Below are 24,680 nucleotides of genomic sequence, written 5' to 3' on the forward strand. Positions count from 1 at the left end.
TTTAATGTCTTATTAAATTGTCTTCCAGTTCTTCCAGGGTTTGCCCCTTAGTTTCTTTCACCTTTGCTTTTATAAACAAAAAGCCCGCCAGGCAAATACCCGCGTACAGGTAAAACGGCCCGTAGGTACCCAGTATCTTAGCCAGTATTGGAAAGGTAAATACGAGGATAAAATACGCCCCCCAAAGCGACACGATGGCAACAGACGAAGCCACACCCCGGATTTTATTCGGGAAGATCTCGGAGATAAGCACCCAGGTAACCGGCGCAAGCGAGATAGCATAGGTGCTTATCGCCAGCAACACAACCATAGATACCAGCCCGGCAGGGAATTGATTTTGTAGCAGCACGGCCAGTACAATGTACAGGATAGCCAGGCCTAATGAGCCCCATAACATCAGCGGGCGGCGGCCCAATTTATCTACCTGCCACATGGCCAATAGCGTAAACACCAGGTTTACCACGCCAATAGCAACAGTTTCGAATAACTGCCTGTTGAGGTTTGCCCCTACCGATTCGAAAATGGTGGAGGTATAATTAAACACCACGTTAATGCCGCAGAACTGCTGAAAAACTGCCAGCGTAACCCCAACCACAACAGCCGGGCGAACAGCCTTTTCAAACACCATGGCGTATGATTGTTTTGTAGCCCCAACCAGTGATTTTTCAACCGCTTTAAAGGTCATATCTGCAAAATCCGGTGAGCCGATTTTGTTGAGGATCAGCTTTGCCTTTTCAGGCTGACCTGCCTTCATCAGCCACCTCGGGCTTTCGGGCAACCAGGTAACGCCTATTAAAAATACTGCCGATGGTACCACGCCCAGGCCAAACATCCAGCGCCACGAATCGGCGCCATGGTCGGCAAGGAAATAGTTAACCAAGTTGGTAACCAATATACCTATCACCACCGTAAGCTGGTTAATAGCCACATTGCGGCCGCGCACTTCGGCCGGCGAAACTTCGGCTATGTACATGGGGCAAAGCATAGAAGCCATACCTACGCCAATTCCCGCTGCAAAGCGCAACACCAAAAAATAGGTTAAGGATGCCGAGAACGCTATACCGATAGATGATACCGCGAAAATTAATGCCGCAATGATGAGCCCGGGTTTGCGGCCATATTTATCGGCAATATTGCCTGCAAGCAGGCAACCCACAATACAGCCCAAAGCCAGCGAGCCTGTTAAGAAACCCTCCCATACCGGTGTAAGCGCGAATTGTGTGCGCAAAAAGGGTAAGGCGCCGGAGATGACCGCGAAATCGAACCCGAATAAGTACCCGCCGAGTGCCGAGATAAAGGAAATGCCGATAATATAACTGCTGTTAAAGCTTTTGGAACTGCTCATTTTTAGGTTGTATAAGTTTAACTGGTGGCATAATATTACTATTTATTTTGATGATTATTTTACCGGAACTAATTTCAGCATCACTCCATCACCCGGAGCGGATGTAATGACAAGCTCCTGTGCATCAGCCGCTAATTCGCTAATTACACTATCATTCATAAAATCGCGCAATTCGTATTTCTTCTTCGCGTCAAGGTGCAAATCGCCCCGGTTGAATACCTGTTTAAAATCTTTTTTCAGATCGAAATTGAACAGAGCTACCATCGAGGTATCACCCGGCAGGTAAAAAGACAACTGCTGATCGAAGCTTTCGCCATCGGCGGTTTTAATAGGGGTAAATGCCTTCGGGTCACTGAAAAATTTGGCTATATTTTCATTGTTTAAAAATGTTTGTGCGCGGTAAGCGGCTATAGGGTTGCGGTAATCAGACCCGTCCCCCAAAATACTGCCCATCACCATCATGGCGTACAGGCGCACCTTTATCTCCTGCTCGTTCAGGTCGAGGTTGCGCTGGAAGTTTTTCATGATGCTTACATCCAGGTTGGTATAGGGGAATAACGTTCCCTGGATCCAGCCCATGTGTGAGCCTGTTGCCAGCGATGACTCTGTACTGCCCCATCCCGGGAAGCCTTTCTGATCATCGCGCAGGTGCGAATAAACATCTGTTGATACAAACCTGGTATGCGCATACTGGTGCGGAAAAAGCGGGGAAATAGCCTGGGTGATAAAAATATCCTTACCCATGATGGAATCTACCAAATGCCGCAGGGTTTTCATGCCATAGTTATAAGCTTGCATCCCGGTGCGCACCTTCGGATCGTAACGTTTTGTGGTTTCCAGCGCCCCGGCGGTTAAAAAATCTATTTTAATAAATTTAGCGTTGATGGCCTTTGCCTTATTTAATTGCTGAATGATGTATAACCGGATAGCCGGATGCGATGGATCCATGGCATAAGCGCCCCATTGTCCATCTTTGTACATAATGGGCTTACCATTCTTGTCGTGCAGTAAAACGTCCTCCAGCAGGTAATCAGAGCCGGGTACCTTGTGCCCTTTGATATTATCTTTCCAGCTCCACATGGCAAAGGGGATAAAGTAAAAGCCCATTTGCTGTCCATTCTTGTTGCCATACTCTCCAATTTCTTTTAGAACTTCGGTGGTGTAGATACCCTGATCGTAGGAATCGACGCTGAGCACCGGTTTTGAATAAGCGCTGAAGTTGGGCATCGAATGCAGAAAATCGGAGACTTGGTGTACCGCCGGTGGCATCATCACCTTTTCGTAACCCAGCACGCCTTCTACTCCAAAGCTGTTCCAGTATACCGGTGCCGGGGCCTGCCAGGTTTGCCTGCCGTTGATGATGGAGTTTACCCTGCCATAATCCTTAAATGTTTCGTGCAGATCATCCGAGCTGCTGATATAAATTGTGGGCGAGCTCACCGTTTGGACAAGCGCGGTACCGTGTTGTGTATGGTCATGCGTGCCATCCAATCCGCCGTAGCCCGACTTCAACGAGGGGTTATCCTCCGTAGCTACACCGCCAAAAACGTTTAGCGAATCTATATAGCCCGATTCTGTGGCGGTTTGATAACTAAGGCCGGTTTTCCAGAAATCATGCTCAACGCTGCCGATAACCAATCCGGAGTTTTTCAACTGGTCGTAAACCGCTAAAAATTCATAGCTGATGCCCTTGCTTTTTGGCTCGGCGCCTTTTGGCCAATGCCTTTCCAGGGTAGGTGTCCAATCATCGTTATCAAAAGGTACATCCAGTATGCGGGGCTCTGTCCCCGGGATAAAAAGCTTGCCTTTGTTAACAGGAAGGATGGCTATAGGACTAATATTTCTCGTTTCGATAGGCTTACCGGCCGACGTGGCACTTGCTTTTACCAGCGCGTAATGCTTTCCCTGGTAAAGCGTAAATCGCTGGGTGATACTGATATCGTGCTGTGCATCGCTATGCTTAACCGTAAGACGTAAGCCCTTGCCCACCTGGTCGCTTACCGGTTCAACGGTACAAGTATGGTTAGATAATGCCGTAGTTGACAAGTATCCTGAATTTACATCCTGAACGTACGCCACCGCATTATCTATATGCGCGCCATTGCCGAATACGTAATTCACCATCCCGGTTTTTTTATCAACCGATATTTTTACCTGCGGGTTGCTGATAGAAGTATTATCGGTTCTTTTTTGAAGTTCCTGGGCCTGCAGGCTTCCGCCCAAAAAAGTTAAAACGAACAGGGCGATCAACCTGAACGGCCCGGTTTGCGTTATTTTAAAATTGCTTATTGTGGTATTGAAATACGGCATTTACGGTTGTTGTTTTTTATCAGGTCCCCCCGTCAAACTTTAAAGCCCCGTTTAATGGCAGGCATAAAAGCTGATTCCTTAGCACATTTTATTTCGCGGCAATTACGCAAGCGGAAATAATACAAAGCATTAACAGGATCGGTATCGCTAATTGGTTACGGTGTAAATGTCACAGATTAAAGAGGATAATAAAATAGGTAATGTTACGGACTTGATGGACTTTATTACGGTTTACCTGTTTTTATTAAATTTATTGCGGGATGCTGATATATTAATATTTTTTATCAATGTTTGTATCCAGGGCGTTACCAATTACCCTGAAGTTTACATCATAATACACCTTTATTAGCATGGCAAAAAGCACTGTAATACGTCGCAGAGATGGTTTTGAGGGACAAAAACTGATTGTGCTGCCAAAAAAAATAATCACGAATTTTTTAAGTAAGGATTTAGTTACCAAACAGATATACATCACCGATATTGGCTACTACCCAAAAGCCATGCACCATTACGCCGAACGCCCGCATGGTATTAACCAGCATATTATTATTTATTGCACCGAGGGCTACGGCTGGTTAGAGATCAACAAGAAAAAAGTAGAAGTATCGCCTTCGCAGTTTATAGCTATCCCGGCCAACACGCCGCACAGGTACGCGGCCAATATGGATAAACCATGGACTATCTACTGGATTCACTTTAAAGGCGAGATAGCTTCCTTTATTTTGGAACTTATCCTGAAGAACTCCGAAAACTATAAGCCGTATTTGTCCTTTAATGAGAACCGGATTAAGCTGTTCGAGGATATCTGTTTTAACCTGGAAAAAGGGTATAGCAGCGATGCCCTGCGCTACGTGAATATGATCTTTTCGCACTTTTTATCATCGCTGATATACGAGGATAAATTTAACCAGGTGGATGATAAGCCTGCTGATAACGATATGGTGGAAAAAACCATTCGGTATATGCAGGACCATATCAATACCATGATACGGCTTGATGACCTGAGCGGTTATGCCAGGCTTTCCACATCGCATTACTCCGCTATTTTCCGGGCGAAGACGGGATATTCCCCCATCGAATATTTTAACCAACTGAAAGTTCAGAAGGCATGTCAGTACATCTCGTTCACCACCATGTCTATCAAAAACATCGCTTTAAGCCTTGGGATAGAGGACCAGTATTATTTTACCAGGATGTTCACCAAGTTGATGGGCATCTCGCCAAACGAATACAGAAAGAAGGTTAAAGCAAGCCCCGGAAACAGCGAGGATACGGCTTCCGGGGCTAAACGTTAAACAGTTTTACGAATGCGAAGGAAGGTTTCCGAAGCCCCCGGCTAAAGTTCCCTTACGCTTACTTACCCAGCTATTGATCATTCCGCAGCTTTGAGGATTAGGCTCAAACTGGGCCGCCGCGATTGAAAACATCGAAAAAATGGCAACAAAGGCGGTTAACAACCGCTTTTGTGCATCTTTAATTAACTGGCTCATATAAACTATTTTTAAGGTTGAATCACAGGGTTGGTGCGGCGGCACTCAGACTGGCTCGGCCGGCGGCTGTGATCAAACCTGTTTCGGAATTTTGGATCAGGCCGATAATTTCCCAGTCCTTAGAGTTGAAGCCAACGGGCAGATCGATCTGTTTTGTGCCTTTTTTGCCGGCCGGCAAATCAATAGCGTAAAGCTCATGCACGATCTGCGCATGTGAGAGGGTACGGCCCGCATTCTCGCCTTTTTTTACAACACTAAGGGCATGTTTCTGTACGACGGCAATCATAAGCTGGCTGTTAGCAGCATCGCCTGTAACCTGATAATCAAGGTCTAATTTTGCGGAGGATTGCTTACCCTGCAAGTTTAAGGATGCCGGTGCAGGAGTATTTAAGGCCTCTTTAATGGCGGCGTTTATCGCCGGCTCGTCCGATCCCACAAATTCCGCTCTGCCGTTGAAAATCACCTGGGGCGTATATACCTGGCCGGCAAACTGGCGGCTGTATTGGTATTGGCGTTTGCTGTATTCGGGCTTGCTGAATACGTCTTTCCAGCCAAGGCGGTTCCAATAATCTACATGGTAAGCTAAAACGTATACCGGCTTGTCCCCGGCTTCTTTTTGCACACGGGCAAGCACCTCGTCGGCAGGCGGGCAGCTGGAGCATCCCTCGGATGTAAATAGCTCTAAAACGGCGAAGCCGCTTCCGGTAGCGGGCAGATCTTTTTTATTTTTTACGGGGGCCTTTTTATCAACGAAGGCCGCGGCAGAAAGCATGCACACCGCTAAGGTGCATATGGTTGCGATGATTGGATTTTTCATATCTTTTGGATTTTGTTATGATCCAAAAGTACCTGCCGACGGCGTCAAAACTAAGTGAAAACAGGCTCAGTTGGACACATCCGCACCTCAACCGGGACAAAGTGGGCGCGAAAATGCAGGCAATTACCGCTCCTCCATCCAGGACAGGAAGCCGCTTGATTTTTCTTTATTGATGAGCAGTTTTTCCGGCGTTTCTATCACCAGTTTAACGTAAAGCTTACGCAGGAAATAATGCTCCACTTCTTTAATCGCTTTAAAATTGACCAGGTATTGCCTGCTCACACGGAAGAATTGCTTGGCTGATACCGCGCCGGCTATCTGATCCAACGACTGGTTTAACGCATATTCCTGCTTATCAAAGCACATGATCGAAGTGGAATCGTTACGGATATAAAAGAAGGCGATATCATCGGTTTGCACGGTTGTATACTTCTGATTCTTAAAAACAAGGAAGCTGGTTTTCCCGGCGGGTGGGCCACCAAGTTTTAATAGCAGGTCGTTCAGATCAGGCATTACCTTTTGCTGGAAGAAGTTCTTTAGCTCATCAACCTTCCTAAAAGCCTCCTGTATATCGCTTTTAGAGAATGGCTTAAGTACATAATCCACCCCATTGCTTTTTAATGCTTCCATCGAATACTCGTCGTAAGCAGTGCAGAATATCACCGGGCAGGTAATTTTCACCGCTTTAAATATTTCAAAGCAAAGGCCATCCGCCAACTGGATATCCATAAACATCAGGTCGGGCTGTGCATTGTTGCTTAACCCCTCTACCGACTCTTCTACACTTTGGTAGCGCCCGGTTATCTTAGCACTAGGTTTTATATCGAGGATGATTTTCTCAAGCGATTGGGCGGTTTTCAGCTCGTCTTCAATGATGATGATATTCATAAATAAGCGGGAGTTTTATTTGAAATACTTTTTCGTCGTTAATGATGTCGATATGCTTATCAAGCAAGTGGCTGTAGCGCAGATCGATATTTTTGAGGCCCACGCCAAGCGAATTATTATTCCCTGTTTTTAACTGTATCGGGTTTTCCAACACAAGTTTTTCACCTTCTTTATACAGCCTGATGTGCAAGGGTTTCTGCAGCGAAACTACGTTATGCTTCAGGCAGTTCTCAACCAGCAGCTGCAGTGTAAAGGGCGGCACGAGCGTATTTAATGTTTTTTCATCCAGCTCGCTTGTAAAGGTAAAGCCTTCATCAAACCTTGCTTTCTGTAAAAAAAGATACGCTTTCAGTATATCCATTTCTTCATTGAGATGGATCAGATCGTGCTTGCGGCTTTCGAGCGTAAAGCGGTAAAAGTTGGAGAGCTTCAGGATAAATTCAACCGCTTCCGCGTCGCCGCTTTCCACCATCGACTTTAAGGTATTGAGACTATTGAACAAAAAATGCGGGTTAACCTGTTGCTTCAGCATTTCGTACTGGGCACCCAGGTTATCACTTTTAATGCGTTCCAGCTCCATGCTTACGTGTTGGTTCTCGTAGTTCTGCTGCAGCAAATGCAGAAACATGTAAAATATCAGGTTGATCAAAATCCCCCGTACCTCAACCATTAGCATTACCGGGCCAAAGTTGATATGCGAAAGGATCAGTTGCTGAACCGAAGCGAGCACCAGCATCACCACCAGCCCGAATAATAAACTGGTTAAGAGTTTTGAATAGGAGATGCTTTGCTTACGGCGGGTAGCCGGTTGCCGCGAAAGCATAAAAATATTAAAGTACCACATCAGCAAAGCGAATGCGGCCGTTATGCCCGCGTTTACGCCCGCCTCTAAAGGGTTAAAATGACGCTCGGCAATTTGCGGTACGGAGGATAGCAGCCCCAGGAAAATAGAGCTGATCCAAATGACCGCGGGTGATATTTTAAAGGATGTTTTTTCCATGGAGATAGGATAGGCTCACTGTCAGCTTAGCAAAGTTATAATATTCCGGCGATCCGTGTTAACCGATACCACTGGGTATTTGAGTGGCAGTTTACTTCGTGAAACTATCAGCCTCTATAATGGCATCCGCAAATGCTTTAGGCGCCTCCTGCGGCAGGTTATGGCCAATACCCCCGTTTAGGGTGTAGTGCGCATATTTACTTTTAAATTTTGCCGCGTAATTTGCCGGATTAGGGTGTGGCGCGCCGTTGGCATCACCTTCGAGGGTTACCGTCGGTACGTTGATGACGGGGCCGGCAGCCAGTTTCTTTTCCAGCTCATCATATTTGGCCTCACCTTCGGCAAGGCCCAGGCGCCAGCGGTAATTATGGATCACAATGGCAACATGGTCCGGGTTATCCAGCGAAACGGCCGACCGCTGAAACGTAGCGTCATCAAAATGCCATTCGGGCGACGCGGTTTTCCAGATCAGCTTTGCGAAATCGTGCGTATTGGCCTGGTAGCCCATTTGGCCGCGCTCGGTGGCAAAATAAAACTGGTACCACCAGGAGAGCTCCATTTCGGGCGACAAAGGTTTCTTGTTCGCCTCCTGGCTGCCAATGAGGTAGCCACTTACTGATACCAGCGCTTTGCAGCGTTCGGGCCATAAGGCCGCCATAATATTGGCTGTGCGTGCGCCCCAGTCGAAACCGCCCATGATCGCCTTTTCTATTTTCAATGCATCCATTAAAGCGATAATATCGCTTGCAATGGCTGCCTGTTGCCCGTTCCTTGGCGTTTGTGCAGAAAGGAATTGCGTGGTACCATGGCCGCGTAAATGCGGAACTATTACCCGGTATCCTTTTGCGGCCAGCAATGCGGAAACATCTTTGTAGCTATGAATATCATATGGCCAGCCGTGCAGCAAAATAACGGGTTGCCCCGTAGCGGGCCCAAGCTCGGCGTAACCAACATTAAGCACACCGGCGTTTATTTGTTTAATATTCTCAAACGAAGCGTTGTTAAAGCTGCGATTAACGACAGCAGCAGTTGGCCCGGTGCCGGCCTTCAGCATGTTAATGTTACCAAATTCTGCAGCTGCAACGGTAAGGGCGGCGATGCTCAAAAAGCGACGGCGGCCAAGGTTTGTTTTATTTTCCATAGGTCCTGGGATGTTTTTAGTTTTGTTTGTTTATCCTTCAAGCGCTTATCACTCATCCGGCATAACAAAAGTACTCTAAGCTCAACCCCCTGAAAACCAACATCAGTCTGAACCGGACAGAATACACCGCCGGTTAGACATTTTTCCCGGTCAGCTGTTTTTTATCCGCTCGCGGTGGCTTTTACCCCATTTGATCATCTCCAGTATAATATCTCCAAATGAATGGCAATAGTCCGAGGAGGTGTATTCAACCATTACCGGTGTTGTCGGCGTAACCGTTCTTACGATCAACTGATTGGCTTCCATTTCTTTCAACTCGCGCGAAAGCATCCGGGTGGTAATGCCCGGTATGCTACGCTCTATTTCCCTGAAGCGTTTGTTGCCATTGCAGATTGAATTGATAATAGGCAGTTTCCATTTCCCGCCTATTACATAAATAGTATCCTGTAATGCCTGTACCTCTTCCTTTTGATTACGGGGTTCGCTAAGGATCTCTTTGGCCTTTTCAAATCTATTGTCGCTTTTCATATTGGTATACTCTGTGATACTGGTTACAAAATTATACCATTTACACAATACATTTGCATCGAATTAACAAAACATCAACAAATGGAAAATTTAAAAGGCAAAATAGCTTTAGTTACAGGTGGCAATAGTGGTATTGGCTACGCTACAGCCGCAGAGTTAAAGGCACAGGGTGCAGAGGTAATTATTACCGGGCGAAGGAAAGAAGCTATTGAAAAGGCTGCCGCTGAACTCGGCGTAACAGGTTTACTGGCCGACCAAGGGAAGGTTAGTGATATAGAAGAACTTGCAGCGCAGGTTGGGTTAAGGTATGGTAAAATTGATATCCTGTTCATAAACGCCGGTGTGCTGGAAATGACCCTGATAGAAAATGCTACAGAAAACGCGTTTGATAACGTTATTGGCGTAAACTTTAAAGGGGCATATTTTACCCTCAGCAGGTTTATCCCCTTATTAAATGATGGGGCATCGGTTGTATTTCTATCATCAAACACTGCAGGAATGAGCGCGGCAAATTCATCTATGTACTCATCCAGCAAAGCAGCGCTCAATTCGATAATGAAGACCGCAGCGATTGAACTTGCTCCCAGTAAAATTCGCGTTAACAGCGTTAGCCCGGGGCCGATACAGACTGAAATATTAAACAAGGCAGGCTATACCGAAGAACAATTGACCCAAATACACCACTGGATGATAGACCGGATCCCACTGAAGAAAATTGGCCAACCGGGGGATATTGGCAAAATGGTTGCCTATTTCTCCGGAGAGGCCGCCAACTTTATTACCGGTGCCGAAATTATTATGGATGGCGGGATGAGCCTGAAACAATAATCCGTCTTGCATTAAAACGTTACCATAGTTAGGTATTAAAAAGCCTGCAAACTTTGGGTGTGCAGGCTTTTTAATAAAGTAGGTTATCTTACTAATAACCAAATCAATTGGTAAAATATTCCCGCCTGATAAAATAGTGTACTAAAAAGAAAATCCTGTGGAGCTGTTTAAGTTATAGGCAATATAGCTTTGGTCAATTATTCACCTAACAAACAATTTTATGAGAAAAATTGATCAACTAACTGTTGGCTGCTTTATGCTGCTTACACTTGTTCTGGGTTGCGCAAAAGATGCCAACAAACCGGTCGCTTCCGGCGACGGCGCAAAAACAACCGTGCCCCGCGCTGCTTTGCCACAAAGCGCGTTTAACCTCTGGAAAACCTGTAACGGTACCCCTTACAACATTTCGGGCACTAACGGTATCGCTATCCCGGTTGGTAATTGCAGTACCGATATTGATGCTGCCCAGCAAAAAGTGGGGCAAAACGCCACCGGGATGCAATTTAACGGCGCTTTTAAAGGAGGCAGCAATGCCTACAGCGGTGCCAGCGAAGAAGCAGTTTTCGTATGCGATAATGTAACCCAGTGGAACGGCAACGAAATGGGCTTTGTTAAAACACTGGAGAACAACGATCTTAAAGCCTATCTGCAAGGCGGGGCCAGTACATTACCGCGTTGATATCGCATAACGACAATGGGTACCACACGTTTAAATGCCAGGCACGGGCAAACAATACTCACATGGTTGATTTATGTAGACGGTGTTTATAACTGCACACTCACCAACAACAGCGGCAGCTACTATAATAAATTTTACTATTTTGTAGGTACCAACCACTGGTACGGAGGCACCAACCCAACCGGCCAGCAAATTGAAATGTATAACATGACCACCTATTAGGCATGGCAATAAACAGGCGGGAGTTAACAACTCCCGCCTGTTTAAACAACGTTTTATTGATAGCCCATTGCCTGCAGCTTAAACAACTCGGCGTACCGGCCATTTTTTACCAATAACTCCGCGTGGGTACCTACTTCCATTACTGTCCCTTTATCAAGCACCAGTATCCTGTCGGCCATGCGCGCGGTGGAGAAGCGGTGAGAGATCAGCACCGCCGATTTCCCTTTGGTGAGTTCGGCAAAACGTTGAAACACCTCGTATTCTGCGCGGGCATCCAGCGCGGCGGTGGGTTCATCAAGAATAAGCAGCTGTGCATCCTTCATGTAAGCGCGTGCCAGCGCCACCTTTTGCCACTCACCACCTGACAGCTCTATGCCTTCATTAAAGCGCCTGCCAAGCCATTGCTCATAATGCCCGGGGAGTTTCTCTGCCAGCGCATCGGCCAGGCTTTCCTGCGCGGCTTTTTGAATGAGTTCGGCATTATCTATCTCGCTGATATTACCTACCGCAATATTTTGAGAAAGCGTCATCTGGTAGCGCAGGTAATCCTGGAAGATAATACCCATATTGAGCCTCAGTTGTTCGATATCATACTCTTTCAGGTCTATTCCATCTAACAGGATGCGGCCTTCGGTAGGGTCGTACAAGCGGGCCAGCAGTTTAACAAGCGTGGTTTTGCCCGCACCATTTTCCCCTACCAGCGCCAGTTTTTCGCCGGGATGCAGGGTGAAATTAAGGTTCCTGTTCGCCCAGAGTTCGGTGTTATGGTATTGAAAGCCTACATTTTCGAAGGTAAAACCTTCTTTAATTGGGTTAGGGAACGGCAATGGCTTTACGGCCACCGTAATTTTTGGCCGGATGGCAAAGAACTCGATAAAATCGTTGAGGTAGATGGCTCCCTGCGAAACGGACGTAAACCGGCTCAGCATATTTTCCATCAAAGTGCTGAGCTGGCGAAACGAGCCTGCCAAAAACGTGAGCCCGCCAATAGATGTTTTGCCCGTTACGGTATTATAAATAATGAAGCCATAGGCCCCGTAATAGCCTATACTGCCGATCACCGAAAAGAAAGTCCCCCAGGCCGACCGGCGCAGGGCAAGTTTGCTATTATCGGCGTAAAACTTCTGCGACAACTTTTTAAAGCGGCCGATAATAAAATCGGCCAGGCCGAAGATCTTCACTTCTTTGGCGGTTTCGTCGCTGGCGCCGAGGTAACGCAGGTAGTCCAGTTCGCGGCGCTCAGGCGTTTGGCTGCGGCTGAGGGCATAGTTCTGGCTGTTGAAATACGATTCGCCAAGGAAAGCCGGGATAATGGCTACCAACAACAATAGTATCAGCCAGGGATTGAACGCGATGAGCCCTGTCAGCAAAAAACCCATTGAGATAAGGTCCTGCACCTGGCTCATTACCTGCGATAGCAATACGGTACGCCCTACGGTTTGCTGCCTTGCCCGTTCCAGTTTATCATAAAATACCGAATCTTCAAACTGGTCGAGATCCAGTGTAGCGGCGTGGCGCATAATGCGGATAGAGGTGTAATTGGAGAATTGGTCGCCCAACAGGCTGTCTACCAAATTGATCATCCGGTTGAGGCCATCGGTCAGCACAGCCAATCCGAACTCAATAGCAACCAGTTCCCAAAGATGTTGTTGGCTGCCACCAGAGCGGTTAAGTCCCACCACCTGGTCGATAATAAGTTTGCCAACATACAACAGCAAAACAGGCATAGCCGACCTGATAATGCGCAGCGTAAAGCTCAATAGTGTTTTGGAGGGACTGCTTTGCCAAACCAACCGAAAAAGCTCGGGCAGGTTCTTCAAGGCCGAAAGGCGCTGCTTAAAGGTAATATCGTTATTGGGTATGGTGTTCCGCGTTCTCGCCATGTACCAAAGCTAAAAATTTGAGGCGTAGCAAAAGTTGGAGCAAGGTAATATTCCTAAACAAACCCATCAGGATTGAAGTTGCTACCAGGTTCCAAAACAGATTGTTGAATAATCGCCGACGATATCATTTCCTGGTGGTCCAAACAAGTGCAAATTAGCTTGTCGCATTTTTAACTTTTAAAGTCGATATTGAGCTTATATTTCTATTTTTATTGCTTTCTATAACTAATTAAAAAACACCTGCCTTATTATCACAGAATATGAAAAAATTTCTTCTGATTTCAGCCATGTTCATCGTTTGCCAAAGTTGCACTCAAAGCGGTAGCAACGCAAAAGATGACAAACCTAAAAGTGAAACCGCCAAAAACGACAATCTTAAAAATTATGTGATCACGTTTTATCAGGACAAGTTCGACGAATCAACCGGTAAGTTTATACCAAACAATGTGATTGATAGTGTACAGGCAGATAACGACACGGTAGCATACCTGACAGCATTAAAAAGATACTACAATCAAAAAATAACAGAACGAAAAAACTTGAATTACGGCCAGCCAAAATCTTTTCTGGTGGTTGATAAAAATGGTGTAGACTTAAGGGTTAACTTATCTGATAAAGTTGTAAACGGGCTAAAAAATCAAGTTGAAAGTGCTCCCGATGTTAAACGCATGATTGAGGAATACAAAAGAGATAGTTTATAAATAGCCTTAAATTATTGCTAACGCTGCTTTGCCGCCAGTTGGCATTGCGGTGAAATGGCGGCATGCAGGTATCAGCTTAGTTTACACTTAAAAACAAATCTTTTTTTTGTAGTAATATCTTATTTCACAAAACAGTTGCCAGCTTACGTTTTTTTACCGCCCCAAAACGCTATCAGTTTCCGGGCCTCTTTTGCAGAAACATGGATGACGGTGCCATGCCGCGGATGAAAATCCATAGAGATCTCGTTGTCTATCACCCGGAAGTTCTCCAGATCGGTGCTTTTACAAAACTGGTATTTGCCTTTCATGTACACATCGTACATCAATATCCAGGTATCTGAGTTGATGAGTTTAAAAACATCAGCACCCTCTACCGCGTCGGTAGTTTGGTTTAAAATTTTATCAAAAAGTTCATAACCGCCTTTTAGTGTTTTAGAAACCGCCTTTTTTATGCCGAGCCCATTTCCTTCTGTTTTAAAGAAAAGGTTATAATAGCCATCCTTATAAACAATGTCGGCATCAATACACGCGCCGCCGTCGGGTTTATAAAAAAGTTGTTTGGGTGTGCCTTCAATGCCCGTAAAATCTGCGTTTGCATAGGCATAGTAAATAATATCGGCCTGGTTGCCTGTACGCATAGACCAGTACACCATATACTTCTTCACCGCTGGATCGTAAATGGTTTGTGGTGCCCAAACCCGGTTGATATTTGCAAACTCCGGAATATTGGCCGGGATATTAACGATGGTGCTGCTCCAGTTAATAAGGTCCTTCGATTTAAGGAAAACCATGGCATAGTTTGCGCCCCAGCCATTCTTTGCAACGTTCATATCTGTGGCCACCATATAAAAGGTTTTGCCATCCGCAGCGCGTAAAATGTGCGGATCGCGCAGGCCCGCCGTAGAACTTACCTTTTCGGAAGACACAACCGGGTTGTTGGCATTAAGTGCCCGGTAATTATACCCATCGGCACTCAGCGCGAACCTGATAGCTTCCTCATCTTTCCCGTTCCCGGTGAAATAGGCAAACAGGTAAGCACTATCCTTGCCGATCTTTGGAAGAGCAGAGTCGGCAGTCTGAACCGTTTGTGTTTGAGCGATCGCTCCCAGCGCATATATCACACCAATTGTGGTGGCTGCTATTGTTTTTTTTATGTCGATAATGTTCATATTTTTTGAGTTGAGTTATTGCTTTTGATAAACCTTCACATAGTCTACCTCAAAGCGTTTGGGGAATTTAGTCAGGGATGGATCGCCGCCGTTGTCTCCGCCTACCGCCAGGTTTAGTAATATATAATGGGGCTGCTTAAAAGGATTTAATTTTTCGGCATCGCGGTTGTTCAGATCTTTCATTTCTACGCGGTTCAGCAATTCATCATCTACATACAGGCTAATGGCGTTCTTATCCCAATCCATTCGCCATACGTGGAACTGCTTGCACCATTCCGGGCCAAATAGTTTTACCTCTTTTGTGGTGCTAAACCAATGCGCTTTGTAGGCCACGTCTGTGCCGGTAGCTATGTTGGCCAGCAACATCCCGCGATAGTACTCCATGATATCAATTTCGCCGTTTGATGGCCATTGGCCCTTCGCGCCGAGTGTCCAAAACGCCGGCCATAAGCCCGAATCGACGTCTATCTTGCCGCGCATTACAAAACGGCCATATTTAAATTCTTTTAGTCCGCTCGTATTCATGCTTGATGCCGTGTATTCGATAAACTCGCGGTTTGTTTTCCAGCTTTTGCTCCCGGCAACATAATTGGGGTTGGGCAAATGCACCTTTTGTGCCTCTATTACCAGCAGGCCGTTATGGCATACCGCATTTTGGGGCTGGTACCATTGCAATTCGTTATTACGGGTAAAGCCATGCTCAAACCGCCAGTACTTCGCGTTTACGGGGCCTTCGTTATTAAACTCATCGGCCCAAACCAATTTATAAGCGGTGGTATCGCCGGACTGGCATTGCGCTGTTTGTTTGAGCATTATAATTAATATTAGGGCTATTAGGCTGATGTATTTCATATTACTTCGTTTTATCAAAGCTGTGAATTTAATTTGATAAGTTCTTCAATGCCGCTACCAACCGATGTTTGATGAACCGTTGGCGGATATCCTATCAAATCGGTATAATAGGAGATCATGTCCTCTTTAAAACCAGCAAAAGCATCCGTTTTAACCAGGGCGATCACACCGCTCCCAAAGCCATACCCGGCCATCCTGGCCCCTATTACACCTTTATAAAAACGGCAGTATTCTGCAATGGTATCCAGCTCCACACTACTTACCCCGTATAAGTTTTTTAATGATTGATGCGATTGGTACATCAACTCACCAAAAGCTTCCATATCGCCTTGCGCAAGTAATTCCGCGGCAGCCTTTACCCTATCGTTTTCTTCGACGACATGCAGCGCGCGTTTAAAAATATTTTCATCTGTTATTAGGTATTTGTACCAATGAAGTGTAACTGTATCAATCTGGCACAAATTATCTATCCCCAGTTCGGGTTGCAGGCAGGCAAGTGCGGCATTGCAGTCCGCCGCTCTTTCGTTGTAGACCGATTCGGATTGACTGCGCTGCCGCTTAGCACTAATTATAGCCAGGCAATAATCACCTAAATTCAGAGATACCAGGTTGTGCTCCCCGGTTTGGCCGTTAATGAGTAAGGCGGCATCTTTTACACTATGGGTTGCAGCCAACCAGCTGATTTTGCCTGTATAAAGATCTGCCAAATTCATCAACTCATCTTTGCTGAAATTGGTATTAAATAATTCATTCAGCCCAAAAGCAGTCACAATTTCTATGGATGATGTTGAAATTAGTTCCATAGCAAATGGCAGGTCGGAAAAATACAGTATATCAAGCCCCCCGGTAAGTTGATGTCCCTTTGCCGAAAATCTGCTGAGCACCGCCAATGACTTATTATACCACAGGCCGTTAATTTCCCGGTAAGGTACGCCGATAGGTATATCCAGCGCTTCCTGGTAATTCAGGCTGCGCAAGCGCAGTAGCCCGTCGTTATTGAGTGCGAGTAACAGGTAAGTACCCATGCCGACGGCACATGATATCAGAAAGCCGCCGTTTTGTACGGTATGCTCGCCCAATAAATTCACCCAGCCCGGGCAAAAATATTCTTTAACAGGTTGCTTGTTAAACAGCTTATTAAATTCTGCGGCGGCGGTTATATTAGCCATGGTTTTTATCTGCCTTGTTTGGCCGTCTCAATTTTTAAACACATTCAGGTCCCATTTATCGGCCCAGTTTATTTCTATGTCGTCGCCCTTAAAGGTGATAGGTAACCATAAGTACCTGCCGTCGATAGCATCTTTGGGCGTCCATTTATCGGCCATGAAAATAAAGGCATCCTTTTTACCGGCTATGGGCAGCACGTAGGTGCTTTGGCCGCCAAAAGTAATTTCGGCACCGGCACCTTTGCAGGGGTTGCCATGGTAGGTCCATGGGCCGTAAATGGATTTCGCGGTAAACCAGCGCGCCGGGTTGGGGTCCCAGCCCGTTGTGCCCGAGCCAATTAAATAGTAAATGCCATTGCGCTTAAATATGGCAGGCGCTTCGGTTTGATGCCCGGCATATACCCGCGAAAACTTGCCGGTGTGGGCGGTGTAGTCGTCATTCAGCTCGGCAATATCCAATGTAAAATTCTCCTCGGCAGAAAATATATGGTAGGCTTTACCATCATCATCAACAAAAACATTCATATCGCGCGCCATTTGCCCGCCGGGCAGGTCACGACAAAAGAAGCCTTCGCTTTTGTTTTTGGGATTGGCGCAGTCCACTTTATCCGCGTCGGGCGTACCTTCAGGATAAAAAGGTATAAACCCTGCGTTGGGCCGGTAGCTTTTTATAAAGGTGTACGGACCGGCAACTTTATCGCTGGTAGCCAAACCTGTACGGGCGGCCTTGTAACTTTGCCCGCGCAGCTCCAGGTGGAACCACATCACATACTTTTTGGTTTTTTTATTGTAAACCACTTTTGGGCGCTCCAGTATACAGCCTTTAGCAATATCGTTGGTAGAATCGGGCGATACCGGCAAAGCAATGCCTTCGTCCTTCCAGTTATACAGGTCTTTGGAGGAGTAGCAATGTACACCCACCATAGCGCTGTTACCGGCAGGTCCGGCTATTTTATGCTCGCCAAACCAATAGTATTTCCCTTTATCAAAAAGCAGCCCTCCGCCATGGGCATTAATATGGATACCGTTATTATCGGGCCAGATGGTGCCGGGCGTAAATTGCGCTGCTTTAACAGGCTGCGTTTGCTGCGCGGTTGAAATAACCGGACGCAAAAGAAACAAGCCAGCAAGCAGGCTTATGGTAAATGTTATTCTTTTGATATTCATGTAGCGTATAGGTGTTATTTTTTGATATCTAAGGCGTGGTCGGCGGGTACATCCTGCCCGCTCCAAATTTTAACCGAGGTCCACGGGGCATCGGGGCTGCTCCAAAACTCATCGGTATCGGGCAGGCCAAGCGGAAGGAATATGTTGGCACAGATGTAAAGGCTACCCGTAGTGATATAAAAATCGGCCAGGCCGGGCTGCTTTCCGTACAGCCCTATGTTGAGCCAGCCCGCATCGTTAAAAGTTTGCGGCGCACCCAGTGTTTTTTGGATGAGGGCAGTTAATGCTCCCCGTACCTGTGCAGGTAAAAGCTTTGCTGGCAGTTGCTTTTTATAGGCCACATGGGCCAGGTGGGTAAACAGCCCGCCGCGGTATACAATGGAGCGCCCCGTAGCCGGGAAACTGCCATCTGTATTGATCATCCGCTCCAAAATTTCGGCGTATCGCTGGCCGGTAATCACTTCCCGTGCCTGCTCGGCGCCATATTTTTTACTTTTTTGGTTCAGCACATCCAATATGGTGCTCAAGTTGGGATGGATAACAATGCTATTGTAATAATCTAAATGAAACTCCATTCCATCAGAGTACATCCCATCGCCCACGTACCAGTGCTGGGTAAATTCGCGTACGGCGTATTCTACACGCACCGGGTCGTACCCCAGATCATATTTGCAAAAGAACGCCTCTATCATCCCCGAAAACAAGATCCAGTTACTGTAAACCGGTACGGTGTTGCGGGTTATTTTCAGGGCATCAACTACCTGCAGTTTCACCTTTTCATCTAAATGCTTCCACAACCATGGCGAGCGGATAAGCCCCAGAGCTACAAAGGAGGCATCAACCAGCGGTTGACCACCGTTCCATTGCATGTAATCTTTCGCCTGCGGGTTTACAGCATTAGCTATGGCTTTTAAGGTCCATTCGCGGTATTGGTTGCGTAGCTTTATCTCGTCGGCATCGCCACCTTCTGCCTGCAGCCAGGGCGCTATCCCGCTTAGTGTACGCCCAAACGCTTCGAGATATCCGGCTTTGGTGCGGCTTTCCTTATTGTCTATCCTGTCCGAAAGCTCCATCTGCATTTTCAACTTTAACTGGTCTTCGGCAAGGTTGGACAGAACAGGGCGCGCCACCTTATCCAGGTAATTCAACCACACTTTGCGCACGGGTATCGCCTTCGCAGGTTTTTTTTGCGCGAACGACAGCACCGATATAGAAAGCAGCAACAAACAGGTAGCGATCTTCTTCATCATAAATTTTTGTTATTTAGCGGCCTTTATTTTAACCGGCTTCAATGTCCCAAAAACATCAACCGGCTTTATATTGCCTTCTGCGTCGAAATACATTGGTTCTATACAGGTTTCGCGGTTGTAACCGTTGCCATCGGGGATCTTAAAGCGATGATAGGCGATGTACCATTTATCGGTACCCGGCACCTGCACTACCGAGTGGTGCCCCGCTCCTTTTACCACGCCTTTGCCTTTTAACACTGGGCGCCCCACAGCCTTAACAAAAGGGCCAAGCGGTGATTTAGAGGTAGCGTAGGCGATGGAATAACGCGGATCGCGGGTATCGTACTCCGACCACATGAGGTAATAAACGCCCTTCCGCTTGATCATAAAAGGCCCCTCGTTGTAGCCTTCGGGTTTAAAGGAAGTTATTTTGGTGGTATCGTAGCTTATCATATCATCGTTAAGCTTCAGCACGTTGCATTGGCCTTGCCCGAAGTACAGGTAAGCGCTGCCATCATCGTCTACAAAAGCCATGGGGTCTATCATTTGGCCGGGGAGCAATCCCTTCCTGATGAGCGGTTTGCCGAGCGGGTCTTTAAACGGACCGGTTGGCTTATCTGCAACGGCCACGCCGATGTTTACATCGGCAGAATAGTAGTAGTAATATTTACCGTTTTTGGTGGCAATGGTGGGTGCCCATGCCCGCGCTTTTGCCCAGCTAAGATCCGTTGGCAGGTTAAGGATAACCCCTTCGTTTTTCCAGTCGATAAGGTTGCCTGACGACCAGCAACTAAAAGCCGTTGACTGCCAACCAACCGTGCCGTCGGTAGTAGGGTAAATGTAAAACTTATTGTTAAAAACAGCGATGTTTGGGTCAGCATACACCCCGGGCAAAACCGGCGCGGGAGCATTCAAGGTATCGGCCGACTGCGCGCTTGCATCGGTGTATATGGCTGTGGCAATCAGCATTGCTGCCAGGCATTTCAATGTCAATCTATTTTTATTCATTATTTACGTTTAAAGTTTTTATACCTGTTTAAAGCTTCTATAAAATAGTAATCGGCGTAAGTAAGCGGCACATCCACTTCAGATTTTGCGGGCAAACTGCCTACGCTATGTTCTAAGATAAAGCCACCGTTGGTTCCCGCAGCGGCAAAATATTTTGGCCCGGATAAATTTTTAATAATGGTTTCCGCAGCGCGAAAGTAAAGTGCTCCTGATTTAGCATCGGCGTATCGGCATAATTCTAAAAATGCCGAGGCCATTACCGCGGCTGCGGATGCATCTCGCAAAGCGTTTGGTTTACCGGGCGCATCATAATCCCAATAGGGAATCTTATCGGCAGGCAAATTGGGGCTATTCAGGATATATTTGGCGATGTGGTTAGCCTGCGCAAGGTATTTTTTATCTTTTGTGGCGCGATACATTACCGTGTAACCATATAAACCCCAGGCCTGTCCCCTTGCCCATGCCGAACTGTCTGCAAAGCCCTGCGCGGTTTTGCGTTGCTGCACTTCGCCGGTTTGTGGGTTGTAGTTTATAACGTGGTAGGAACTATAATCGGGCCGGAAATGGTTTTTCATCGTAGTGTTGGCATGGGTAACCGCTATCTTATAAAAGCTGGAATCGCCGGTAACTTTGGTTGCCCAGAATAACAGCTCCAGGTTCATCATATTATCGATGATCACCAAGTAATCAGACTTTTTCGAATCCCATGATTTGATGCATCCCACCTTAGGATCGAACCGCGTAGCCAGCGATTTCGCGCTGTTGATCAGGATCTGTTTGTATTCGGGTTTTGGCTCCACGGTTAAAGCGGTACCAAAACTGCAGTACATCATAAAACCCAGATCGTGGGTGGTGGTGTTGTATTGTTCTTTGGCAAGCACCTGCATTATACGGTTCGCCTCGTTTAAAAGCGCTGGATCTTTTGACTGCTGATACAAGTACAACAACGTGCCGGGGTAAAAACCACTGCACCACCAGCCCGAACCGCTGGTTTCGAATTTATCTGTAGCCGAAAAGTAGGTTTTGGGGAATTGATCCGGCGGGAGCTTTGTTGCCATCAACTTATATTGAGTAACGGCTTTTTTGTAATCGGCATCTATCGTTTTCAGCAATTTGGCATCCGGCTTAAAATTTGCTTTTTGCGCGTATGAGCTGCCAACCGTAAGCATGGTTATGAACAAGGCGGGCAACAACTTTTTAATCATCATCAGGTCTTTAAGCATTATTATTTTAGTTTCGGTTTCCACTCCATCACCTGCACCGGTTGGGGCTTTACCGCTGCGGTTCCTTCTCCATCTATTTGCGTGGTATTTTGTACAAACAGGTTTAATATCCTTTTATTCATCCACAATTCGGTATCGTAGCTTGGCTCCCAGGAACCAACAGATCCGGCGGATATATCAGACAATGCCCAATTCGCCTTATTCAAATCATTACTAACAGCTATCGAAACCTTGCTGCCCCGCTCCTCATCCCTAAAAATAAGTGCTGCCGCAATTTTATCTTTTTGTTTCCAGGCCACTATCTGCGGGCGCGAAACCGGGATCGCTTTGGTACCAATGCCGCCGAGACTAAAAGGCGTTTTTCTGAAACCTAAATTAGCGGTATGCCACTGGCCGTTAGCATAATAAATTAGGTGGTATTGCGGCACGGTTTGGTTGGCATCGCGCCAGTAAGTGGCTATGTATGGGTTTCCCTCGTCATCGGCAAACATGGATGTTTGGTTAATGAGTTCGCTTTTTTGCGGGATGCGGGCCGCGTATTCTGCCGTGGCTGCTGTAATGGGCAGGCTGTATTTTTCGCCGTTGGTACGTGCCCATGTTTTGCCGCCATCTGCAGATCGCGCGTAGCTCATATCATGGTTACTGGCCACATCCGGCGATTCGCGCCACACCCATGACAGGTGGATGGTTCCCTTGCTGTCTATTGCAATTTGCCAATAAGCGTTGCGGGCTTTTTCGCCATCTATCAGGTTATCCTGTACGCGCATCCATTTTTTTGTTTTTACGCTATACTTGTTTAAAATAAGATTACCATTGCCTGATTGCCCGTCGCGGTAAAAGAATAGCAGGTCGCCGCCCGGTAATTTGTAAAACTCGGGGTAGGTTACCTTATCCTCGTTTTGGCCTGTCATGGATAGTTTTGCACCCAGCACTAAGCTGCCCGGTGATACACTGCGGGCATAATTAAGTGGCTGGTTATGGTGCCCCCATGCTATATGCAGGTACCCTGCACCATCAACCATAATACTGATGGACTTGTGGGCATCAGCGGCATCGCCTTTATAGGCAGTCTGCTGAACTTGCCATTGAGAAGAAGTTTGCGTCCTCTTAGCCAGCACTACAAATTGCTCTGCATTATAAAAGGCCGCGTATTGCGTGCCTTTAAAGGTAACCAATGCATTTTTTCGAAAAATAACCGTGTTAACAGAGTTGTTTGCCCAGCCATTATCAGCGATGGTGCTTACCTGTGCAAACGCGGCAAATGGTGCCGTTAAAAACAGCACGCAAAATAAGTATATCGTTATTTTAACCTTTGGGTTTAACAGCATAGCATCGTTTAAAAATGTAAGCGGCAGCATCGCGCTGCCGCATTACAACCAATATATAAACTATCTCTCTAATAGCCTGGGTTTTGCTCTAATACCGCATCCTTATTCAATTGAATTTCTCCTAAAGGAATAGGCATTAAAAGGTTTTTAGCTGCGAGGCCTGTAATAGGCTTCTGTGCATCGTTTGAGTTAAGGCGGATCGCACGCTCAACCAGTGTGCCGGTGCGCATCAGCGTCATGCGGCGGTTTTCCTCGCCTAACAATTCGCGGGCACGCTCATCCAAAATAAAATTCATGTCCATTTGAGATGCGTTCACCAGGTCAGCATTTGCCCTTGTGCGTAAAACGTTTATAGTAGTAGCGGCTTCGGCGGTTTTACCTTGTTTTACCTGTGCTTCGGCAAGTAAAAGATAGGTTTCGCCTAAACGCATTAGTATAAAATCTTTGATCATGGCGTAACCGAAGGTATCATTCGGGTCGAAAGCTCCCCACTTAGTAGTGCTCGGGCAAACTTTAAAAAGGGTATCGGGCCCGGTGAATGGCACCGGTTTGCCATATTTGGCGGCGTATGCAGGGGCCGGGTCGTTGTAATAATAGTGCCTTTTGATGTTGTATTCAGAGTTACGGATATCATTGCCCTTGTAAAGCCCGTAAAGCACCCAGTTGCTTAGGCGCAGCCTGCCTATACCACGGCCACCAAGACTATCGGCGATTGCCATACCAGCCAGATTGTAATAAGCTGCACCCCAAACACGCCTTTGCTGCGGGTTATCGGTAATACCGCCTACAACTACAGTTGGGTTTTCCTGCTCCAATACCCAAATGGCTTCGGTGTTCCCCTGCGATCTTCTTTCGTTTCCGTATTTAAACATGTCCGAGAAATAATCGCCCGGCAAACTTGTTTTTACGCCATAGCGTGCTTTGATCAGGCTAAATTTACCGCTATTGATGATAGCTTGAGCGGTTTGCTCGGCCAGGTCGTTTTTATTCATGCGCAGGTAAACCTCGGTAAGTAACTGCATAGCCATAAACTTGTTGGCGCGGCCGTACAGCTTACCTTTTGTGTTGGTTTTAACACTTTCAATATCCGGCAAATTGGCTGCGGCGAATACCAGGTCGGCAACAATAAAATCATTCACCTGGGTTAGCGGAGCCCGCACAAAATCTATTTTGGGGCCGGTAAGCGCGTGCTGTACTAATGGTACGGCGCCAAAGCATGTTGCCAGGTTGTTGTAGGCATAAGCCCTAAAGAACCTCGCTTCGGCGTTTACAGCTTTTTTGCCGTTTGCACTCAGGCTGGTTACGCTCGGGTTTTCCACCCCATCAATAATAATGTTGGTAAGGTTCACAAGTATATAATTCCGGTTCCAGGTACGGCCTGCGGCGCCATCTGTTGGCGTTAACGAGGCGTAATTGTAGTAAGGGATCTCAACACCCTGCTGGTTTGCGGTGGAGTTGGCAATATCGGTACCAACCGCCCAAACCGCCGGCCAGCCCTGCTGATCGGCCCAGGAGAATATAGTACTTACGTGATTGTACAGCCCTACTAAGGATGCTTCGAAACCCAACGAATCGGTTAGCGTTAGCGGCGTGTATGACGAGAATGGTTTTTCGTCGAGAAAGTTCTTTTTACATGATGAAGATGCAAAAAACAAAGCTGACAAACCTGCCAGTATGGTTATATATTTTTTCATATCAATGTTTCT

23 protein-coding genes are annotated in these 24,680 nt (G+C 46.6%); 5 read left to right on the forward strand and 18 right to left on the reverse strand.

What is annotated here, in order from left to right; translation table 11 throughout:
• Position 1: 1 nt before the first annotated feature.
• Together IDJ77_RS05280 and IDJ77_RS05285 are read right to left on the reverse strand one after the other, a co-directional pair.
• Complete coding sequence (locus IDJ77_RS05280; protein WP_191187882.1) at positions 2-1,345, reverse strand: sugar porter family MFS transporter; 1,344 nt, start codon at positions 1,343-1,345, stop codon at positions 2-4.
• A gap of 54 nt (positions 1,346-1,399) precedes the next feature.
• Positions 1,400-3,655, reverse strand: a complete 2,256-nt coding sequence (locus IDJ77_RS05285) for an alpha-amylase family protein (RefSeq protein WP_191187883.1) — start codon at positions 3,653-3,655, stop codon at positions 1,400-1,402.
• 350 nt (positions 3,656-4,005) lie between these two features.
• Here IDJ77_RS05285 and IDJ77_RS05290 point away from each other — a divergent pair, with 350 nt between their 5' ends.
• Positions 4,006-4,950 carry an AraC family transcriptional regulator gene (locus tag IDJ77_RS05290; RefSeq protein WP_191187884.1) on the forward strand — a complete coding sequence of 315 codons (945 nt, stop codon included), beginning with the start codon at positions 4,006-4,008 and terminating at the stop codon, positions 4,948-4,950.
• 6 nt (positions 4,951-4,956) lie between these two features.
• Here IDJ77_RS05290 and IDJ77_RS05295 read toward each other — a convergent pair whose 3' ends face one another.
• From IDJ77_RS05295 to IDJ77_RS05320, 6 genes are all read right to left on the reverse strand, one after another.
• Positions 4,957-5,145 carry a hypothetical protein gene (locus IDJ77_RS05295; protein WP_191187885.1) on the reverse strand — a complete coding sequence of 63 codons (189 nt, stop codon included), beginning with the start codon at positions 5,143-5,145 and terminating at the stop codon, positions 4,957-4,959.
• Between the two features lie 22 nt (positions 5,146-5,167).
• Positions 5,168-5,962 (reverse strand): DUF1223 domain-containing protein, encoded by a 795-nt coding sequence (locus tag IDJ77_RS05300; protein WP_224750970.1) that lies wholly within the window; start codon positions 5,960-5,962, stop codon positions 5,168-5,170.
• Between the two features lie 123 nt (positions 5,963-6,085).
• Complete coding sequence (locus IDJ77_RS05305) at positions 6,086-6,850, reverse strand: LytR/AlgR family response regulator transcription factor (RefSeq protein ID WP_191187886.1); 765 nt, start codon at positions 6,848-6,850, stop codon at positions 6,086-6,088.
• The gene (locus tag IDJ77_RS05310) at positions 6,831-7,850 is read right to left on the reverse strand and encodes a sensor histidine kinase (RefSeq protein ID WP_191187887.1); all 1,020 of its coding nucleotides are present in this window, start codon (positions 7,848-7,850) and stop codon (positions 6,831-6,833) included. Before IDJ77_RS05310 ends, IDJ77_RS05305 begins: the two co-directional genes overlap by 20 nt.
• 91 nt (positions 7,851-7,941) lie before the next feature.
• Positions 7,942-8,991 carry an alpha/beta fold hydrolase gene (locus IDJ77_RS05315; RefSeq protein WP_191187888.1) on the reverse strand — a complete coding sequence of 350 codons (1,050 nt, stop codon included), beginning with the start codon at positions 8,989-8,991 and terminating at the stop codon, positions 7,942-7,944.
• A 150-nt stretch (positions 8,992-9,141) separates the two neighbouring features.
• Entirely contained in the window at positions 9,142-9,519 is a 378-nt protein-coding gene (locus IDJ77_RS05320; RefSeq protein WP_191187889.1) for a winged helix-turn-helix transcriptional regulator, read from the reverse strand.
• 81 nt (positions 9,520-9,600) lie between these two features.
• Here IDJ77_RS05320 and IDJ77_RS05325 point away from each other — a divergent pair, with 81 nt between their 5' ends.
• From IDJ77_RS05325 to IDJ77_RS05335, 3 genes are all read left to right on the forward strand, one after another.
• Positions 9,601-10,347, forward strand: a complete 747-nt coding sequence (locus tag IDJ77_RS05325; protein ID WP_191187890.1) for an SDR family oxidoreductase — start codon at positions 9,601-9,603, stop codon at positions 10,345-10,347.
• 220 nt (positions 10,348-10,567) lie between these two features.
• On the forward strand, positions 10,568-11,026 hold the full coding sequence (locus tag IDJ77_RS05330) for a hypothetical protein (RefSeq protein WP_191187891.1): 459 nt from the start codon (positions 10,568-10,570) through the stop codon (positions 11,024-11,026).
• Between the two features lie 15 nt (positions 11,027-11,041).
• On the forward strand, positions 11,042-11,248 hold the full coding sequence (locus IDJ77_RS05335; RefSeq protein ID WP_191187892.1) for a hypothetical protein: 207 nt from the start codon (positions 11,042-11,044) through the stop codon (positions 11,246-11,248).
• A gap of 53 nt (positions 11,249-11,301) precedes the next feature.
• Here IDJ77_RS05335 and IDJ77_RS05340 read toward each other — a convergent pair whose 3' ends face one another.
• A complete protein-coding gene (locus tag IDJ77_RS05340) occupies positions 11,302-13,131 on the reverse strand; it encodes an ABC transporter ATP-binding protein (RefSeq protein WP_191187893.1) in 1,830 nt (609 codons plus the stop codon).
• Positions 13,132-13,391: 260 nt separating this feature from the next.
• Here IDJ77_RS05340 and IDJ77_RS05345 point away from each other — a divergent pair, with 260 nt between their 5' ends.
• Positions 13,392-13,832 (forward strand): hypothetical protein, encoded by a 441-nt coding sequence (locus IDJ77_RS05345; RefSeq protein WP_191187894.1) that lies wholly within the window; start codon positions 13,392-13,394, stop codon positions 13,830-13,832.
• 143 nt (positions 13,833-13,975) lie between these two features.
• On the opposite strand, the gene IDJ77_RS05350 is transcribed toward IDJ77_RS05345, so the two are convergent.
• The 9 genes from IDJ77_RS05350 to IDJ77_RS05390 are packed head-to-tail and all read right to left on the reverse strand — an operon-like array spanning position 13,976 to position 24,668.
• Positions 13,976-15,001, reverse strand: coding sequence for a glycoside hydrolase family 43 protein (locus IDJ77_RS05350; protein WP_191187895.1), 1,026 nt, complete (start codon positions 14,999-15,001; stop codon positions 13,976-13,978).
• A 15-nt stretch (positions 15,002-15,016) separates the two neighbouring features.
• On the reverse strand, positions 15,017-15,814 hold the full coding sequence (locus IDJ77_RS05355; RefSeq protein ID WP_224750971.1) for a glycoside hydrolase family 16 protein: 798 nt from the start codon (positions 15,812-15,814) through the stop codon (positions 15,017-15,019).
• A gap of 53 nt (positions 15,815-15,867) precedes the next feature.
• Positions 15,868-17,022 carry a galactokinase gene (locus tag IDJ77_RS05360; protein ID WP_191187897.1) on the reverse strand — a complete coding sequence of 385 codons (1,155 nt, stop codon included), beginning with the start codon at positions 17,020-17,022 and terminating at the stop codon, positions 15,868-15,870.
• A 27-nt stretch (positions 17,023-17,049) separates the two neighbouring features.
• Positions 17,050-18,186 carry a glycoside hydrolase family 43 protein gene (locus IDJ77_RS05365; protein WP_191187898.1) on the reverse strand — a complete coding sequence of 379 codons (1,137 nt, stop codon included), beginning with the start codon at positions 18,184-18,186 and terminating at the stop codon, positions 17,050-17,052.
• 14 nt (positions 18,187-18,200) lie between these two features.
• Positions 18,201-19,436, reverse strand: a complete 1,236-nt coding sequence (locus tag IDJ77_RS05370) for a DUF2264 domain-containing protein (protein ID WP_224750972.1) — start codon at positions 19,434-19,436, stop codon at positions 18,201-18,203.
• A 9-nt stretch (positions 19,437-19,445) separates the two neighbouring features.
• Positions 19,446-20,423, reverse strand: a complete 978-nt coding sequence (locus tag IDJ77_RS05375) for a family 43 glycosylhydrolase (RefSeq protein ID WP_191187899.1) — start codon at positions 20,421-20,423, stop codon at positions 19,446-19,448.
• The gene (locus IDJ77_RS05380) at positions 20,423-21,646 is read right to left on the reverse strand and encodes a glycoside hydrolase family 88 protein (RefSeq protein WP_224750973.1); all 1,224 of its coding nucleotides are present in this window, start codon (positions 21,644-21,646) and stop codon (positions 20,423-20,425) included. Before IDJ77_RS05380 ends, IDJ77_RS05375 begins: the two co-directional genes overlap by 1 nt.
• Positions 21,647-21,648: 2 nt before the next feature.
• Entirely contained in the window at positions 21,649-23,004 is a 1,356-nt protein-coding gene (locus IDJ77_RS05385) for a BNR repeat-containing protein (RefSeq protein WP_224750974.1), read from the reverse strand.
• A gap of 38 nt (positions 23,005-23,042) precedes the next feature.
• The gene (locus IDJ77_RS05390; protein WP_191187900.1) at positions 23,043-24,668 is read right to left on the reverse strand and encodes a RagB/SusD family nutrient uptake outer membrane protein; all 1,626 of its coding nucleotides are present in this window, start codon (positions 24,666-24,668) and stop codon (positions 23,043-23,045) included.
• Positions 24,669-24,680: the final 12 nt, after the last annotated feature.

Origin of the sequence: Mucilaginibacter pankratovii, assembly GCF_014773265.1 — a bacterium.
Taxonomy (GTDB): domain Bacteria; phylum Bacteroidota; class Bacteroidia; order Sphingobacteriales; family Sphingobacteriaceae; genus Mucilaginibacter; species Mucilaginibacter pankratovii.

Coding starts and splice junctions, on each gene's coding strand:
- IDJ77_RS05315 (WP_191187888.1), bottom strand. CDS start 8,991: ATGGAAAATAAAACAAACCTTGGCCGCCGTCGCTTTTTGAGCATCGCC.
- IDJ77_RS05295 (WP_191187885.1), bottom strand. CDS start 5,145: ATGAGCCAGTTAATTAAAGATGCACAAAAGCGGTTGTTAACCGCCTTT.
- IDJ77_RS05310 (WP_191187887.1), bottom strand. CDS start 7,850: ATGGAAAAAACATCCTTTAAAATATCACCCGCGGTCATTTGGATCAGC.
- IDJ77_RS05355 (WP_224750971.1), bottom strand. CDS start 15,814: ATGCTCAAACAAACAGCGCAATGCCAGTCCGGCGATACCACCGCTTAT.
- IDJ77_RS05385 (WP_224750974.1), bottom strand. CDS start 23,004: ATGCTGCCGCTTACATTTTTAAACGATGCTATGCTGTTAAACCCAAAG.
- IDJ77_RS05335 (WP_191187892.1), top strand. CDS start 11,042: ATGGGTACCACACGTTTAAATGCCAGGCACGGGCAAACAATACTCACA.
- IDJ77_RS05375 (WP_191187899.1), bottom strand. CDS start 20,423: ATGAATAAAAATAGATTGACATTGAAATGCCTGGCAGCAATGCTGATT.
- IDJ77_RS05300 (WP_224750970.1), bottom strand. CDS start 5,962: ATGAAAAATCCAATCATCGCAACCATATGCACCTTAGCGGTGTGCATG.
- IDJ77_RS05370 (WP_224750972.1), bottom strand. CDS start 19,436: ATGATGAAGAAGATCGCTACCTGTTTGTTGCTGCTTTCTATATCGGTG.
- IDJ77_RS05305 (WP_191187886.1), bottom strand. CDS start 6,850: ATGAATATCATCATCATTGAAGACGAGCTGAAAACCGCCCAATCGCTT.
- IDJ77_RS05325 (WP_191187890.1), top strand. CDS start 9,601: ATGGAAAATTTAAAAGGCAAAATAGCTTTAGTTACAGGTGGCAATAGT.
- IDJ77_RS05320 (WP_191187889.1), bottom strand. CDS start 9,519: ATGAAAAGCGACAATAGATTTGAAAAGGCCAAAGAGATCCTTAGCGAA.
- IDJ77_RS05390 (WP_191187900.1), bottom strand. CDS start 24,668: ATGAAAAAATATATAACCATACTGGCAGGTTTGTCAGCTTTGTTTTTT.
- IDJ77_RS05360 (WP_191187897.1), bottom strand. CDS start 17,022: ATGGCTAATATAACCGCCGCCGCAGAATTTAATAAGCTGTTTAACAAG.
- IDJ77_RS05340 (WP_191187893.1), bottom strand. CDS start 13,131: ATGGCGAGAACGCGGAACACCATACCCAATAACGATATTACCTTTAAG.
- IDJ77_RS05350 (WP_191187895.1), bottom strand. CDS start 15,001: ATGAACATTATCGACATAAAAAAAACAATAGCAGCCACCACAATTGGT.
- IDJ77_RS05290 (WP_191187884.1), top strand. CDS start 4,006: ATGGCAAAAAGCACTGTAATACGTCGCAGAGATGGTTTTGAGGGACAA.
- IDJ77_RS05285 (WP_191187883.1), bottom strand. CDS start 3,655: ATGCCGTATTTCAATACCACAATAAGCAATTTTAAAATAACGCAAACC.
- IDJ77_RS05380 (WP_224750973.1), bottom strand. CDS start 21,646: ATGCTTAAAGACCTGATGATGATTAAAAAGTTGTTGCCCGCCTTGTTC.
- IDJ77_RS05280 (WP_191187882.1), bottom strand. CDS start 1,345: ATGAGCAGTTCCAAAAGCTTTAACAGCAGTTATATTATCGGCATTTCC.
- IDJ77_RS05365 (WP_191187898.1), bottom strand. CDS start 18,186: ATGAATATCAAAAGAATAACATTTACCATAAGCCTGCTTGCTGGCTTG.
- IDJ77_RS05345 (WP_191187894.1), top strand. CDS start 13,392: ATGAAAAAATTTCTTCTGATTTCAGCCATGTTCATCGTTTGCCAAAGT.
- IDJ77_RS05330 (WP_191187891.1), top strand. CDS start 10,568: ATGAGAAAAATTGATCAACTAACTGTTGGCTGCTTTATGCTGCTTACA.